Here is a 16,130-nt window from a genome sequence, read left to right as displayed (position 1 = left end):
GGTCGTTCAGGTGCCGCGTGGCTTGGCGCGGCTGGTGGCGGCTGCCTCGAGCGGGTTTTCCGGCCAGACATGCCTGGGGTAGCGGCCGCGCATGTCCGAACGCACATCGGCCCAGGAACCGCGCCAGAAACCGGGCAGATCCCTGGTCGTCTGGATCGGCCGGTGTGCCGGCGACAACAGTTCCAGCGTCAACGGCACCGTGTCGTTGGCGATCGAAGGATGACGGCCGAGGCCGAAAAGTTCCTGCACGCGGATCGCCAGCACCGGCGCCTCGCCATCGTAGCGAATGGGAACACGGCTGCCGGAGGGCGCGTCGAAATGGGTCGGCGCCAGCGCATCGATCCGGCGCTGCAGGTCGTGCGGCACCAGGCTGGTCAATCCGTCGATCAGCGCCGCACCTGAAATCGCATCGAATGAAGCCTTGCCGGTGAGGAAGGGGGCCAGCCAGTCGTCCAGTCTTTCGATCAGCGCCGCCTCGCTCATCTCCGGCCAGGGCGCGCCAAGGCCGCGGTGCAGCCAGGCGAGGCGGTTGCGCATGGTCTCCGCTTCCTTGTTCCAGGGCAGCAGCGTCAACCCGTGTTCGCGCAGGGCATCGAGAATGGCGCGGTCGGCGTCGGCGCCGGACGGGGCCGGCAGCATCCGCTCCGCCAACACGATGGCGCCGAGCCGAACCGTCTCGCGCACGCGCACCACGCGCCTGTCGCGGTCGAAGCTGGTTTCGCGCCGGCTCTCGACGCGGTCGGCGAGCGCGTCGCGGATTTCCGTCTCGCTGGCTGCTGCCGCCGCGGTGATGCGTGCATTCTGCGCCTTGCCCTGCAGGTCGGCCACGACGAGGAAGGGTTCTCCGGCGAGCGGGTCGGCACCGTCGAGCATCGCGCCGGAACCATTGGCGAGCACGAAGCGGCCACGCTCGCCGCGCGCCTTGGCGACGCGGTCGGGCCAGGCGTTGATAAGCAGGGCGCCGGCCGTGCCGGCTTCGTGTCCGGCCGACGAGACCGTGCGCGCCAGTCGATCCGCCAGCTGGCGCGCCGCATTGGCGCGTGGCGAACGATCCGAGGCGAAGCGCATCAGCCGCCGTTCGAGATCGGCGCTGTCACCGCCCAGACCGCGTTCCGTGAGCAGGACGGCGAGCCGGGCCGCATCCTGCGCGCGGCCAGGACCCGCCTCGGCAACCATGTGGGCGAGTCGGACCGGCAGTGCCAGCTTGCGCATGGCGGCACCGGATTGCGTCAGCCGCCCGCTGTCATCGATGGCATGCAGTGCCTTGAGCAGCGCGCGCGCCTCGGCCAGTGCCGGGGCCGGCGGCGTGTCCAGAAAGGCGAGGCTGGCGGGATCGGCGACACCGAATGCGGCGCAGTCCAGCATCAGCCCCGAGAGGTCCGCTTCGAGGATTTCCGGCGGCGTGAAGGCTGGCAGCGCCGCGGTCTGCTCGGCCCGCCACAAGCGGATGGCGACGCCCGGCTGGGTACGGCCGGCGCGACCGGCGCGCTGGTCGGCCGAGGCGCGCGAGGCGCGCACCGTCTCCAGCCGGGTCAGGCCGCTGGCCGGTTCGTATTTCGGCAGTCGTGACAGGCCGGAATCGATGACGACGCGCACGCCGTCGATGGTGATCGAGGTTTCCGCGATAGCGGTGGCCAACACCACTTTGCGCCGCCCTTCTGCCGCCGGGCGAATAGCGGCGTCCTGTGCCTTGCCGTCGAGCTGGCCGTAAAGCGGCACGACGTCGGTGTCCGCGCCGACGCGGCCGGCGAGTTGCTCGGCCGTGCGTTCGATCTCGCGTTGTCCGGGCAGGAAGGCAAGCACGCTGCCGGTCTCGTCGGCGAGCGCCGCGCGGATGGCTTTAACCGTCGCCTCCTCGATGGGCACGCCGCCGGCGCGCTCCTGATAGCGGATATCGACCGGGAAACTGCGGCCCTCGCTTTCGATCACCGGGGCACCGGACAGGAGCCTGGCGACGCGCGCGCCGTCCAGCGTCGCCGACATCACCAGAAGGCGCAGGTCCGCCCGCAGCGCGCCCTGCACGTCGAGTGCCAGCGCCAGCCCGAAATCGCCGTCCAGCGAGCGCTCGTGGAATTCGTCGAAGATCACCGCCGAGACACCCGGCAGCTCCGGGTCGTCGAGGATCATGCGGGCCAGAACACCTTCCGTGACGACGAGGATGCGTGTCCTGGCCGAGGTACGGTTCTCCATGCGCATGGCATAGCCGACCGTGCCGCCGGGCTCTTCGCCAAGCAGGGCGGCCATGCGCCTGGCCGCAGCGCGCGCGGCGAGCCGCCGCGGCTCCAGAAGCACGATCTTGCCGGAACCGAGCCAGGGCGCGTCGAGCAGGGCAAGCGGCACCAGCGTCGTCTTGCCGGCGCCGGGCGGCGCCACCAGCACGGCACTGTTTTTGCCGGCGAGCGCGTCGGCCAGCGCCGGCAGCACCGCGGTGACGGGAAGATCAGGTAAGGTGGCTGCAATCATGGGGACGACGACCGCATGTCAGCCGCGACGGCGCGCAGGCCGACGCGGTTCACGGTGTCCGGTCGCGCAAGCACGAAGAGCGGCCCTCAGGCCGCCTTCTTGCGAGCCAACCTTGCCTTGATGCTTTCGACATCGGCACGCGGCGTCGCGGCGAACAGCGTCTTGGTGTAGCTGTGCTGAGGGTTGGCGAAGACCTCTTCGCGCGAGCCGTATTCGACCGCCTCGCCGAAATACATCACCATGACATCGTCGGCGATGTAGCGCACCACCGACAGATCGTGGCTGATGAAGACATAGGTCAGCTGGAATTCGTCCTGCAGGTCGGCGAGCAGATTGAGCACTTGCGCCTGCACCGAAAGATCGAGCGCGGAGACCGGCTCGTCCAGCACCAGCAGGCTCGGATTCAGCATCAGCGCGCGCGCGATCGCGATGCGCTGGCGCTGGCCGCCCGAGAACATGTGCGGGTAGCGGTTGTAGTGCTCGGGGCCGAGGCCGACCTTCTTCAGCATCGCCATGGCGCGGTCGCGCCGTTCGGAAGCCGGAACGTCGGTGTTGATGACCAGCGGTTCGCCCAGGATATCGCCGATCTTCTGGCGCGGGTTGAGCGACCCGTAGGGGTTCTGGAACACGATCTGCACCTTGCGGCGCATCTCCTTGGACAGGCCGTCCTTGGCGATGTCGACCTTGTTGCCGTCGATGAACAGCTCGCCGGCGGTCGGCGCGTCGATCAGCGTGATGATGCGTGCCAGCGTGGACTTGCCGCAGCCGGATTCGCCGACGATGGCCAGCGTCTTGCCCTTCTCGACCGAGAACGACACGCCCTTGACCGCATGCACGGTGCGGGCCGGCCGGAACATGCCGCCACCGACATGGTAGTCGCGCTTGATGGTCTTTCCTTCGACGACGACGGTCATGAGGCGGCTCCCGAAATAGCGGGCTCGAAGAGCATGTCGGAGACGGTCGGCAGCCGGTCGCCGGTGGCATTGTCCGGCAGCGCCGAAAGCAGCGCGCGCGTGTAGTTGCTCTTCGGGTTTTCGAACAGCGACAACACGTCGGCCTCTTCCATCTTCGTGCCCTTGTATTGCACGATGACGCGGTCCGCCGTTTCGGCGACCACGCCCATATTGTGGGTGATCATGATCAGCCCCATGCCGTATTCGGCCTGCAGGCGGACCAGAAGGTCGAGGATCTGCTTCTGGATGGTGACGTCTAGCGCGGTGGTCGGCTCGTCGGCGATCAAAAGCTTCGGATTGCAGGCGATCGCCATGGCGATCATGATGCGCTGGCACTGGCCGCCCGACATCTGGTGCGGGAAGGAATTGAGCCGCTCCTCCGGTTCGGGAATGCCGACCAGGGTCAGGAGTTCGATGGCGCGGGCGCGGCGCTGGACGCGGTCCATGCCCATATGCACGCGCAGCACTTCCTCGATCTGGTAGCCGGCCGTAAAGCACGGGTTCAGGCTGGCGATCGGCTCCTGGAAGATCATCGAGATGTCCTTGCCGACGATCTTGCGGCGCTCGGCCGCGTCGAGGCCGAGCAGGTCGACGCCGTTGAAGCTCATGCGGTCCGCCTTGACCGTAGCCGAGGGCGGCAACAGGCCCATCACCGCCAGCATCGAGACCGACTTGCCCGAGCCGGATTCGCCGACGATCGCCAGCACTTCGCGCGGTTCGATCGCAAGGTCGATGCCCTTCACCGCCATGAACGGTCCGCTCGATGTGTCGAACGAGACCGTCAGGTTCTTGATTTCCAGCAACGCCATCTCAAGACCTCTTCAGCTTGGGGTCGAGCGCGTCGCGCAGACCGTCGCCGATCAGATTGATGGCGAGCACGGTGATCAGGATTGCGAGGCCGGGGAAGGTGACGACCCATGGCGCGCGCAGGATGAACTCGCGTGCCGAGGCCAGCATCGTGCCCCATTCCGGCGTCGGCGGCTGCGCGCCCATGCCGAGGAAGCCGAGTGCCGCGGCTTCCAGAATGGCGTTGGAGAACGACATCGTCGCCTGCACGATCAGCGGCGCCACGCAGTTCGGCAGGATTGTCACCAGCATCATCCTGATATGGCTGGCGCCGGCGACCTTGGCCGAGACGACATATTCGCGGTTCTTTTCGGCCATGACGGCCGCGCGGGTGAGGCGGGCGAAGTGCGGTTGCAGCACCAGCGCGATGGCGAGCATGGCGTTGAACAGGCCGGGCCCGAGGATCGCCACCAGCACCAGCGCCAGAAGCAGCGACGGGAAGGCGAGGATGATGTCCATCACGCGCATGATCAGCGCGTCGACCCAGCCGCGGAAATAACCGGCCAGCACGCCGAGCACGATGCCAGACGACAGCGCGAAGACGACGACGATAAGGCCGATGAACAGCGAATAGCGCGCGCCATAGATCAGCCGCGAGAGGATGTCGCGGCCGACCGCGTCGGTGCCCAGCAGGAACGTTGACTTGCCACCTTCATACCAGGCCGGCGGGGTGAGCAGCGAATCGCGGAACTGTTCGTCCGGCAGATGTGGTGCCACCAAAGGCGCGAAGACAGCCATCAGGACAAGGAGGGTGAACACCACCAGGCCGATGACGGCGCCGGTGTTCATGGAATAGTAGTGCCAGAATTCGGCGAGTGCGCGCTGCCGGGGGCCGGTGGGCACCGTGGCGGCGGTGTTCTCGCCTGCGGTTTGATCAGTCATGTCATTGTACCCGGATACGGGGGTTGATGACGGCGTAGAGCACGTCAACGACGAGATTCACGGCCATGACGATGAGGGCTATGATGAGCAGCCCGCTCTGCACGACGACGTAGTCGCGCTTGCCGATGGCGTCGATCATCCACTTGCCGATACCTGGCCAGGAAAAGATCGTCTCGGTGAGGATGGCGCCGGCCATCAGCGTGCCGACCTGCAGGCCGATCGTGGTGACGACCGGGATCAGCGCGTTGCGGAAGGCATGCAGGCCGATGACGCGACGTGGCGCGAGGCCCTTGGCTCGCGCGGTGCGCACATAGTCTTCGCCCAGCACCTCGAGCATGGCTGATCGCGTTTGTCGTGCGATGACGGCAAGCGGGATCGTGGCGAGCACGATCGACGGCAGGATGAGGTGACTGACGGCCGAGGAAAATGCGCCGGGCCGGCCCGAAATCAGGCTGTCGATCAGCATGAAGCCGGTGACGGGCTTGAAGAAATATTGCAGGCCGATGCGGCCGGAAACCGGGGTCCAGCCAAGATAGCCGGAGAAGAAGATGATCAGCAGCAGGCCCCACCAGAAGATCGGCATCGAATAGCCGGTCAGCGCCACGCCCATGGTGGCCTGGTCGAACCAGGAACCGCGCTTGACGGCGGCGAAAATGCCGGCGGGAATACCGATCACGATGGCGATGATGAGGGCGACGGTGGCGAGTTCGAGCGTCGCCGGGAACAGCGTCATGAATTCGCCGAAAACCGGCCGCTTCGTGGAGAGCGAGATGCCGAAATCGCCGGACAGGACGTTCACGATGTAATCGAAATACTGAACGACATACGGGCGGTTGAAGCCGAAGCGTTCGATGAGTTCTGCATAGCGTTCGGGGCTTACGCCGCGCTCGCCTGCCATAGCGAGGATCGGGTCGCCGGGCAGAAGCCTTACGAAGGCAAAGGCCGCCAGCGAGATGCCGAAGATGGTTGGCACGATGAGCGCCAGTTTGTGGAGTAGATAGCGGAACATGGACCTTAATAAAACGGCGGCGCTGAAAGTCCAGCGCCGCCGTTCCCTATTTAGCGTTTGAAGCCTTATTCGGTGACGTCAACACCGTCGAAACGGTGGATGCCGAGCGGATCCATGGCGAAACCGACGACCTTCTTGTTCATCGGCATGAACACCTTGGAGTGCGCAATCGTCAGCCACGGGGCTTCCTTCTTGAACACTTCCTGGGCCTTCTCATAGATCTTGGTGCGTTCGGCGACGTCCGTGGTGGCCTTGCCCTTCTGCAGCAGGTCCTCGAACTCCTTGTTGCACCAGATCGCGTAGTTGGACTGGCCGATGGCCGAGCAGCCGAGCAGGAACAGGAAGTTGTCCGGGTCGCCGTTATCGCCGGTCCAGCCGAGCTGGAAGGCGCCGTCACGATCCTTGGCCTTGCCGCGTTCGCGGTATTCGGTCCACTCATAGGAGACGATCTCGGCCTTGACGCCGACCTTGGCATAGTCAGCCTGGATCAGCTCCGCGACGCGCTGGGCGTTCGGGTTGTACGGACGCGACACCGGCATCGCCCAGATCTTCATCTTGAGATCCTTGACGCCTGCTTCGGCCAGCATCTTCTTGGACGCTTCAGGATCGTACTGATCGTCCTTGATGTCCTTGTTGTAGGACCACATCGTCGGCGGGATCGGGTTGACGGCCACCTGGCCGGCGCCCTGATAGACCGCGTCGATGATCGCCTGCTTGTTGACGGCCATGTTGAGGGCCTTGCGGACCTCGACCTTGTCGAACGGCGCGACGGTCGTGTTGTAGGCCATGTAGCCGATGTTCAGGCCTTCCTGCTCGGCAACGTGGAGGTTGGTATCAGCCTTCAGGCCGGCGATGTCCGCCGGGGCCGGATAGGACATGATATCGCACTCGCCGGCCTTCAGCTTCTGTGCGCGGACCGCCGGGTCCGTGGTGATCGCGAAGATCAGGTCGTCGATCTTCTGGCGGCCGCCGAAATAGCCGTCCCAGGCCTGATAGCGGATGACCGCGTCAACCTGGTAGTCGACGAACTGGAACGGGCCGGTGCCGACGGGCTTCTGCGAGAACTGCTGCAGCGTGCCGGCCTTCTGGAGCTGGTCGGCATATTCCTTCGACACGATCGAGGCGAAGTCCATGCCGAGGTCGGGCAGGAAGGCGACTTCCGGCTTGTTCAGCACGAACTTGACGGTGTGGTCGTCGACCACGACGATTTCCTTGAGCAGGTCCGGGAAGCCCATGCCGGCGAAGTATTCCCAGCCGGTGCCGGCCAGGTAGCTGTACCACGGGCTGTCCTTCTTCCACTGGCGCTCGAAGGAGAACTTGACGTCTTCGGCGGTGAGTTCACGGGTCGGCTTGAACCAATCGGTGGTCTGGAACTTCACGCCCTTGCGCAGCTTGAAGGTGTATTCCTTGCCGTCGTCGGAAACGGTCCAGCTCTCGGCGAGGCCGGGCGAGATGGTGGTCTTGCCATGGTCGAATTCGACCAGACGCGAATAGATGGTGCGCGACGATGCGTCGAAGTCGTTGCCGCCGCTCCACGGCGACGGATCGAAGCCTGCCGGCGACGCTTCGGAGCAGTAAACCAACTGCTTGGCGTTCGCCACGCCACCAATGACGGTTGCGGCCAGCAACGCGGCCGCAAAAGTCAGTTTCGTTTTCATTGAGCACTCCCTGGTGTTCTGCCAAGCCCCTCTATAGGCTCGCGAAGCGCGCATATAAGCACCGTTTTTGTGGTATTGGAACTCCCTGTCTGCCTAGCAGGCCGGTTTGGGAATGAAATTCTATCAGACTTGAAAATTGCGATATAAATGTTTCGCTATTTGCTTATCACGGGAATGTGAAAGCCTGTATCTTTCGTTGAGGTGCAAAAACCTCCTACGACCCATTCGGGCAAAAAAGGACGCGCCCAGCGGGCTATAGGCATCGCGTCGCAGAATCCTGCCCGGGTGCCGTTGGGGCAAGACTTGCACGGCGATGAATTGTCGCAATACATAGTCGACAGAAGGGTTTTCAGCGCCAATCGGCGTCGGTCGCATCGCACAAGCCCCCACCCAAGAGGGGCCTGGCCGGCCCAGCTATCGTCCAGGGAGGAGCACGTGGTGAAGGCAGCGAAGACGACGGGTGCGACGAAGGCAGCGAGCAAGGCGCCAGCCGCCGCAGCGAAAGCGCCGGTGAAAGCGAAGGCCGCGGCGGGAAAACCCGCCGTCAAGGCAGCGCCGCCCAAGACGACTGCAGCCAAGGCGACCAGTGCAGGTAAGGCCGCGCCCGCCGCAAAGCCGGCATCGAAGCCCACGGCACCCAAGGCAGTGTCCGCAAAGTCCACCAAGACCGCTCCTGTGGCATCTTCGGCCCAGTCATCCAGGAAGGCGGCTTCGGCGAAAGCGCCAGCCAAGCCCACGGCCGCCAAAACCGTCTCCGCGAAACCTGTCGCTCCGGCCAAGCCGGTTACGGCCCCGACAAAAACCTCGACCGCGAAGGCACCGGCAAAGGCCGTCGTAGCCAAGGCCGAAACGGCTCCGGCAAAACCGGCCCCAGCGGTGAAGAAAGCGGCGGCGCCGGCGAAAAAACCGGCCAAGACCGCAGCCTCGAAACCAGTCCCTGCCAAGACCGCGCCGCCGGCGGTTGCCGCTGCCGCGAAACGGCCTGCGAAGAAGGCGGCAGCGAAGTCCAAACCGCAGCAGGCGAAGGCTGCTGCAAAGACCGATGCGGCGAAGGTTACAGCCGCGCCCAAGGCCCCGGTGAAGGCCGCCGGCAAGGCTCCGGCAAAGGCTGCCAAGACAGCGAAGCCTGCTGCCAAACCTGCGAAGACCACCGCTGCCGCGGCCAGCGCGAAGGAGCTGCCAAAGGCGATCGCGGCACTGGCCGCCGGCCAAGCGGCAAAACCCTGGCTCGCCAGCTACCCGAAAAACATCCCGGCCGAACTCGGACCGATGCCGGCGGCTTCGATCGGCGATTTCCTGGTCGACACCTGCCGGCAGTTCGCCAGCCGTCCTGCCTACACCTGCATGGGCAAGACGCTGACCTATGCCGAGCTCGAGCGGCTTTCGGCCGGGTTCGGCGCTTATCTGCAATCGCTCGGCCTCAAGCCGGGGGCCCGCGTCGCGTTGATGATGCCGAACGTTTTGCAGTATCCTGTGGCGATGATGGCGGTGCTGCGGGCCGGTTACATCGTCGTCAACGTCAACCCGCTCTACACGCCGCGCGAGCTTGAGCACCAGCTGAAGGATTCCGGCGCCGAGGCGATCGTCATCCTGGAGAATTTCGCCACCACCTTGCAGGCGGTCATCGCCCGCACCCAGGTCAAGCATGTCGTCGTCGCGTCGATGGGCGAATTGCTGGGCGGCCTCAAGGGCGCGATCGTCAATTTCGTCGTACGGCGGGTGAAGAAGATGGTGCCGGCCTGGTCGCTACCGGGGCATGTGCGCTTCGGCGCCGCGCTGCGCGCCGGCCAGGGCATGAGCCTGAAGCCGGTCAAGGTTGTGCTCTCCGACGTCGCCTTCCTGCAATATACCGGCGGCACCACCGGCGTCTCGAAAGGGGCGACGCTGCTGCACTCCAACATCCTGGCCAATGTCGCCCAGAACGCGCTGTGGACCGAGGACGCTTATGTTTTGAAGCCGAGGCCGGCACAGGTGATCAACATCTGCGCGCTGCCGCTCTATCACATCTTCGCGCTGACGGTGAACGCGATGATGGGCATGCAGATGGGCGCGCATTGCATCCTCATCCCCAACCCGCGCGACATTCCCGGCTTCGTCAAGGAACTGCAGAAATACCCGTTCAACATCTTCCCGGGCCTCAACACGCTGTTCAACGCGCTCCTCAACAACGAGGATTTCCGTAAGCTCGACTTCAAGCCGCTGATCCTGACGCTGGGCGGTGGCATGGCGGTGCAGAAGGCTGTGGCGGATCGCTGGAAGGCGTTGACCGGCGGCGCCATCACGGAAGGATACGGCCTGTCCGAGACATCGCCCGTGGCGACGGCCAACAAGTTCAGCGCCGGCGACTACACGGGAACCATTGGTCTGCCGTTGCCGTCGACGGAAATCGCGATCCGTGACGAGGATGGCAATACGCTGCCCTTCGGCGAGGTCGGCGAGATCTGCATCAGAGGCCCGCAGGTCATGGCCGGCTACTGGAACCGTCCCGACGAGACCGCGAAGGTGATGACGGCCGACGGCTTCTTCAAATCCGGCGACATGGGCTTCATGGACGACAAGGGCTACACCAAGATCGTCGACCGCAAGAAGGACATGATCCTGGTTTCCGGCTTCAACGTCTATCCGAACGAGCTGGAGGACGTGGTGGCGCAGCACCCTGGCGTGCTGGAAGTGGCCGCTATCGGCGTGCCGGACGAGCATTCGGGCGAAGTGCCGAAATTGTTCGTCGTCAAGAGGGACCCGGGGCTGACCGTCGAGACGCTGCTCGCCTATTGCCGCGAGAACCTGACCGGCTACAAGCGGCCGAAATATATCGAGTTCCGCACCGAGTTGCCGAAAACCAATGTCGGCAAGATCTTGAGGCGCGAACTGCGCGGATAGTTCCGGCTGAGATCGGGCTCGCGGCGCGGCTGTTCGCGCGGGGGCAGCGTGCCGTTTCGAGGCTGCGGTTGCCGTGGTTGCGGGCCATGGTGCCGGCATGCGAAGTTGCCGGCATTACCGATGGAGATTCGCCGATGGTGCCGAGAACGTCCGCTCTGGTCCTGCTGCTGCTTCTGGCTGGCTGCGCCGGCGATTACTCGCTGGTATCGCGGCAGGACGCCGACCTGCAGTCGTCGCTGCAATACGACAAGGTCGAATGCAAGCAACTGATCGCGCAGCGCGATGGCCTCGCCAAGGCGAATGGGCTGACGTCGAACGCCAAACCGGTCTTCGCTGAAACGCCGCTCGGCCTCGGCCCAGTGCTGCCGGACATCCGGTCGGCCAAGCGGCAATCATCCGACAAGGCCTCCGCCCAGATCGATGCGATGAACCGCTCGCTGATCCGGCGTCAGTGCATCCCGAAGCCGGCCACGACTTGATCGGGACGGCTTCTGCCCAAAAGTCCAGCGTCTGAAGCGGTGTGCTGCGGCTCGGACCGGGCTGGAAAAGCCTAGTAGCCGGCGGCGCGGTCGACCGTGTTTTGCAGAGCCTCGCCGCGCTCCACGGCTGCCATCTGAGCCAGCATGGTCGGCACCAGGTGATTGGGGTCCGACGTGGCGGCCGCATGCGGCGTCACATAGACCTTCGGGTGGCTCCATAGCGGGCTTGTCTTGGGCAGCGGCTCCACCTCGAACACGTCGAGGCTTGCCTCCTTCAGGGTGCCGTCGTCCAGCGCGCGCAGAATGTCGGCATCCTTCTGCAGGCGGCCGCGGCCGGCATTGATCAGCACGGCGCCGCCGAGCCCGTTGCGTCGCCGCAATTCCTTCAGCAGGCCGTAGTTGACGATGCCCTGGGTGGTCGGCGTCAAGGGCAGAAGCACGACCAGGATATCGGTGGCGTTGAGGAAGGGGATCAGCCCGTTGTCGCCAGCATAGGTGGTCACACCCTCCATCGGCCGCACGGAGCGCGACCAGCCATTGACACGAAAGCCCAGCGACAAAAGCACCGAGGCGGCCGCACGGCCGAGCGTGCCCAGCCCCATGATGCCGACCGAAATATCGTTGGCCGGCCGTTGTTGCGGCTCGTGCCAGGTCTTCTTCTGTTGCTGGTGGCGATAGAGCATGCCCTGGCGGTGATGGTCGAGAACGCGCCAGACCACATATTCGGTCATGTACTGGGTGAGGTTGTCGGCCACCACCTTGACGATCGGCACGTTGGGCAGGCCGGGATCGTTGAAGATATGGTCGACGCCGGCGCCGATCGAAAAGATGGCGCGCAGATTGGGCAGGCCGGCAAGCAGGTTCGGCTTGTGTTTCCACACCACCGCATAGGTGATCGACGGGTCGTCCTTGCCGGCCGGCTCGGTCACCACGTCGCGTTCGGCCGAAAGAAGCTCATGCCAGCGCTGCGGGTGGAACCCGGTGACGGAAAGCAGGATGCGGCCTTTGTCCAGAACAGGCATTCTTTCTTCTTCCCCCGAATATGTGCTGAGGCCCGACCGCTATTCGCTGACGGCGCCGAGCGGCGCGGTCTCGATGCGGAAGGCGGCCGAGATCAGGGCCTTAGTATACTCGGTCTGCGGCCGCTCGAAAATTTGTTCTGATGGTCCAGCCTCGACCACCTTGCCGTTGCGCATGACAATGACGTCGTTGGCGAGCGCCCGGATCACCTTCAAATCGTGGCTGATGAACAGATAAGCGAGGTTATGCTTGGCCTGCAGGCTGCGCAGCAGATCCACAACCTGCGCCTGCACGCTCATGTCGAGCGCCGAGGTCGGTTCGTCCAGCATGACGAAGCGCGGCTTCAGCACCATGGCACGCGCGATCGCCACGCGCTGGCGCTGGCCGCCGGAGAATTCGTGCGGATAGCGGAAGCGCGTCGTGGGATCGAGCCCGACCTCGGTCAACACGTCGACCACACGCGTGTCGCGTTCGTCGGGCGTCAGCTTCGGCTCGTGGATCTTCAGCCCTTCCTCGATGATCTCTGCTATCGACATGCGCGGGCTGAGCGAGCCGAATGGATCCTGGAAGACGATCTGCAATTCGCTGCGCAGCGGTCGCATGGCGCCGAACGAAAGCTTGTTGATGTCGCGGCCGTCGAACTGGATCGCGCCGGTGGACGAGATCATGCGCGACAGCGCCAGGCCGAGCGTCGTCTTGCCGGAGCCGGATTCGCCGACCACGCCCAGTGTCTGGCCGGCGCGCACGGTGACATCGATGCCGTCCACCGCCTTCACGTGATCGACCGTCTTGCGGAAGAAACCCTGCTTGATCGGGAACCAGACCTTGATGTCGTTGCCGCGCATGACCGCCTTGGCCGTCTCGTCGGCGACCGGCGGCCGGCCTTTCGGTTCGGCGGCAAGCAGATGCCGCGTATAGGCATGCTGCGGATTGGCGAAGATTTCCCTGGTCGGGCCGGTCTCCACGATCTTGCCCTTGGTCATGACGCAGACGCGGTCGGCGATCTTGCGCACGATGCCGAGATCGTGGGTGATGAACAGCATCGACATGCCGTTCTTCTGCTTGAGCCTGGCCAGCAATTCGAGGATCTGCGCCTGCACCGTCACGTCGAGCGCCGTGGTCGGCTCGTCGGCGATCAGGAGTTGCGGTTCGTTGCCGAGCGCCATGGCGATCATGACGCGCTGGCGCTGGCCGCCGGACAGCTGGTGCGGATAGGCGTCGAGCCGTTTTTCCGGCTCGCGGATACCGACCTCGTTGAGCAGTTCCACGGTGCGCTTGCGTGCCTGCGCCTCGCCCATGCCCTGGTGCGTTCTGAGGATCTCGCCGATCTGCCGCTCGATCGTGTGCAGCGGATTGAGCGAGGTCATCGGCTCCTGGAAGATCATGGTGATCTTGTTGCCGCGCACGCGCCGCAGCTGCCGCTCGTCCAGCGAAAGCAGATCCTCGCCGCCGAACAGGATCTGCCCCGACGGATGGCTGGCGGGCGGATAGGGCAGAAGCTTCAGCACCGACAGCGCCGAAACCGACTTGCCGGAGCCGGATTCGCCGACCAGCGCTACGGTTTCGCCCTTGGCGATGTCGAAGGAAATGTGGTCGACGGCGGTCGAGACCTTGCCGCCTTGCAGGAAGGCAACCGAAAGGTCGCGGACGGAAAGAAGAGGGGTCTCGCTCACTTGAACGTCTTCCTCGGATCGAAGGCGTCGCGGGTCGCTTCGCCGATGAAGATCAGCAGCGACAGCATCAGCGAAATGACGACAAAGCCGGACAGGCCGAGCCAGGGTGCGTTGAGGTTGCGCTGGCCTTGCTTCAGCAGTTCGCCGAGCGAGGCCGAGCCGGGCGGCAGGCCGAAACCGAGGAAATCGAGCGACGTCAGCGTCGAGATCGAGCCGTTGAGGATGAAAGGCAGGAAGGTCAGCGTCGCCACCATGGCGTTGGGCAAGAGGTGGCGGAAGATGATGGTGTGGTTCGGCACGCCGAGCGCGCGGGCCGCGTTGACATATTCGAAGTTGCGGGCGCGCAGGAATTCGGCGCGCACGACACCGACGAAGGCGACCCAGGAGAACAACAGCATCAGGCCGAGCAGGATGAAGAAGCCCGGCGGCAGCACCGCCGCCACGATGAGCAGCAGATAGAGCACCGGGATGGCCGACCAGATTTCGATGAAACGCTGGAACAGGAGGTCGACCCAGCCGCCGAAATAGCCCTGAATGGCGCCCGCCGAGACGCCGATCAACGCCGAGCCGATGGTCAGTATCAGGCCGAACAGCACCGAAATGCGGAAGCCGTAGATGACGCGCGCCAGCACGTCGCGGGCCTGGTCGTCGGTGCCGAGCCAGTTCCAGTTGCCGACGACGCAGTCCGGGTCGGCTGCCTTCTGCGGATATTGCACGCAGCGTTTGTCGGCGCTGTATTGCCAGGAAGGCTTGGCGGGCGCCGCCTCCGGCACGGCGTTGTTGACGGTGCGATAGGAGTAGCGGATCGGCGGCCAGATCATCCAGCCATTGGCGTTGATCTCGTCGCGGATGACCGGGTCGCGATAGTCGGTGACGGCATAGAAACCGCCGAACTTCTCTTCCGGATAGGCGACCAGCACCGGGAACAGGATCTCGCCCTTGTAGGAGGCGATGATCGGCTTGTCGTTGGCGATGAACTCGGCGAACAGCGACAGCACGAACAGGACGAGGAAAATCCACAACGACCAGTAGCCGCGCCGGTTGGCCTTGAAGTTGGCCCAGCGGCGCTGGTTGAGCGGGGAGACGCGCGGTCGCGCCACCGGTGCGACCTCGGCGACGGGATTGGCAGCACGTTCGGCTGTCATACGTCCCTCCGCTCGAAGTCGATGCGCGGATCGATCCAGGTGTAGGTCAGATCGGAGATCAGGCTGATGAACAGGCCGATCAGGGACATGATGTAGAGATTGGCGAAGACGACCGGATAGTCGCGGTCGACCACCGATTTGAAGCCGAGCAGGCCGAGCCCGTCGAGCGAGAAGATGTTTTCGATGAGCAGTGAGCCGGAGAAGAAGGCCGAGATGAAGGCGCCTGGAAATCCGGCGATGACGATCAGCATGGCGTTGCGGAAGACATGGCCATAAAGCACCTGTCGCTGCGACAGGCCTTTCGCCCGTGCGGTCACCACATACTGCTTGCGGATTTCCTCGAGAAACGAGTTCTTGGTCAAAAGCGTCGTCGTGGCGAAGGCCGACAGCACCATGGCCGTCAGCGGCAGAGCGAGGTGCCAGAAATAGTCCAGGATGCGGTGCGGCCAGCTCAGCTGGTCCCAATTGTCGGAGGTCAGCCCGCGCAGCGGGAACCAGTCCCAGAACGAGCCGCCGGCGAACAGGATCATCAACAGGATGCCGAACAGGAAGCCCGGAATGGCGTAGCCGATGATGACGATGGCGCTGGTCCAGGTGTCGAAGGGCGAGCCGTCCTTCACCGCCTTGCGGATGCCGAGCGGGATCGAGATCAGGTAGGAAAGCAGGGTGATCCACAGGCCGATCGAGATCGAAACCGGCATCTTTTCAAGGATCAGGTCGACCACCGAAATGTCGCGGAAATAGCTGTCGCCGAAATCGAAGCGGGCATAGTTCCACAACATCAGCCCGAACCGCTCCAGCGGCGGCTTGTCGAAGCCGAACTGCTTCTCCAGCTTGGCGATGAATTCGGGATCGAGGCCCTGCGCGCCGCGGTATTTCGAACTCACGTCGCCGGCAACGTCGAAATTGGTGCCGCCGAGATCGCCGCCACCCCCGCCACCCAGCCGGTCGCTGGCGCTGCCGCCCTGGTTGGTCAGCTTGGCGATGACCTGCTCGACCGGTCCGCCAGGCGCGAACTGCACCACGGCGAAGGAAATCGCCATGATGCCGAACAGCGTCGGGATCATCAGCAGCAGGCGGCGCAGGATATAGGCGCCCATCAGGCTCTGCCTCGCGGGTCGC

13 protein-coding genes are annotated in these 16,130 nt (G+C 64.5%); 2 read left to right on the top strand and 11 right to left on the bottom strand.

The window, feature by feature from the left end; all coding sequences use genetic code 11:
* Window positions 1-6: 6 nt before the first annotated feature.
* The 7 genes from hrpB to FZF13_RS09780 all read right to left on the bottom strand — a co-directional run bounded on the left by hrpB (window position 7) and on the right by FZF13_RS09780 (window position 8,926).
* A complete protein-coding gene (hrpB, locus tag FZF13_RS09810; protein WP_024923345.1) occupies window positions 7-2,463 on the bottom strand; it encodes an ATP-dependent helicase HrpB in 2,457 nt (818 codons plus the stop codon).
* 86 nt (window positions 2,464-2,549) lie between these two features.
* On the bottom strand, window positions 2,550-3,377 hold the full coding sequence (locus FZF13_RS09805; RefSeq protein ID WP_024923346.1) for a dipeptide ABC transporter ATP-binding protein: 828 nt from the start codon (window positions 3,375-3,377) through the stop codon (window positions 2,550-2,552).
* On the bottom strand, window positions 3,374-4,225 hold the full coding sequence (locus FZF13_RS09800; protein ID WP_024923347.1) for an ABC transporter ATP-binding protein: 852 nt from the start codon (window positions 4,223-4,225) through the stop codon (window positions 3,374-3,376). Before FZF13_RS09800 ends, FZF13_RS09805 begins: the two co-directional genes overlap by 4 nt.
* 1 nt (window position 4,226) lies before the next feature.
* Window positions 4,227-5,144, bottom strand: coding sequence for an ABC transporter permease subunit (locus tag FZF13_RS09795; protein WP_024923348.1), 918 nt, complete (start codon window positions 5,142-5,144; stop codon window positions 4,227-4,229).
* A 1-nt stretch (window position 5,145) separates the two neighbouring features.
* Window positions 5,146-6,153, bottom strand: coding sequence for an ABC transporter permease subunit (locus FZF13_RS09790; RefSeq protein ID WP_024923349.1), 1,008 nt, complete (start codon window positions 6,151-6,153; stop codon window positions 5,146-5,148).
* Window positions 6,154-6,218: 65 nt separating this feature from the next.
* Window positions 6,219-7,811, bottom strand: a complete 1,593-nt coding sequence (locus FZF13_RS09785; protein ID WP_024923350.1) for an ABC transporter substrate-binding protein — start codon at window positions 7,809-7,811, stop codon at window positions 6,219-6,221.
* Window positions 7,812-7,966: 155 nt separating this feature from the next.
* Window positions 7,967-8,926: a hypothetical protein gene (locus tag FZF13_RS09780; RefSeq protein ID WP_024923351.1), complete on the bottom strand. Its 960-nt coding sequence runs from the start codon at window positions 8,924-8,926 to the stop codon at window positions 7,967-7,969.
* A 61-nt stretch (window positions 8,927-8,987) separates the two neighbouring features.
* On the opposite strand from FZF13_RS09780, the gene FZF13_RS09775 reads away from it, so the two are divergent.
* Both FZF13_RS09775 and FZF13_RS09770 read left to right on the top strand, forming a co-directional pair.
* Window positions 8,988-10,691, top strand: coding sequence for a long-chain fatty acid--CoA ligase (locus FZF13_RS09775; RefSeq protein WP_024923352.1), 1,704 nt, complete (start codon window positions 8,988-8,990; stop codon window positions 10,689-10,691).
* A 134-nt stretch (window positions 10,692-10,825) separates the two neighbouring features.
* Window positions 10,826-11,170, top strand: coding sequence for a hypothetical protein (locus tag FZF13_RS09770; RefSeq protein ID WP_024923353.1), 345 nt, complete (start codon window positions 10,826-10,828; stop codon window positions 11,168-11,170).
* Window positions 11,171-11,241: 71 nt separating this feature from the next.
* Here FZF13_RS09770 and FZF13_RS09765 read toward each other — a convergent pair whose 3' ends face one another.
* From FZF13_RS09765 to FZF13_RS09750, 4 genes are read right to left on the bottom strand one after another with little or no spacing between them, the layout of a single operon-like run.
* Window positions 11,242-12,183, bottom strand: a complete 942-nt coding sequence (locus FZF13_RS09765) for a 2-hydroxyacid dehydrogenase (RefSeq protein ID WP_024923354.1) — start codon at window positions 12,181-12,183, stop codon at window positions 11,242-11,244.
* Between the two features lie 48 nt (window positions 12,184-12,231).
* Window positions 12,232-13,863 (bottom strand): ABC transporter ATP-binding protein, encoded by a 1,632-nt coding sequence (locus tag FZF13_RS09760; protein WP_024923355.1) that lies wholly within the window; start codon window positions 13,861-13,863, stop codon window positions 12,232-12,234.
* On the bottom strand, window positions 13,860-15,008 hold the full coding sequence (locus FZF13_RS09755; protein WP_024923356.1) for an ABC transporter permease: 1,149 nt from the start codon (window positions 15,006-15,008) through the stop codon (window positions 13,860-13,862). Before FZF13_RS09755 ends, FZF13_RS09760 begins: the two co-directional genes overlap by 4 nt.
* Window positions 15,005-16,108, bottom strand: coding sequence for a microcin C ABC transporter permease YejB (locus tag FZF13_RS09750; RefSeq protein ID WP_024923357.1), 1,104 nt, complete (start codon window positions 16,106-16,108; stop codon window positions 15,005-15,007). Before FZF13_RS09750 ends, FZF13_RS09755 begins: the two co-directional genes overlap by 4 nt.
* Window positions 16,109-16,130: the final 22 nt, after the last annotated feature.

Source organism: Mesorhizobium terrae, from assembly GCF_008727715.1.
GTDB classification, from domain to species: Bacteria; Pseudomonadota; Alphaproteobacteria; order Rhizobiales; family Rhizobiaceae; genus Mesorhizobium; species Mesorhizobium terrae.
Note: the sequence above shows the minus strand (reverse complement) of the source record. Positions and strands in the feature narration are given on the sequence as shown.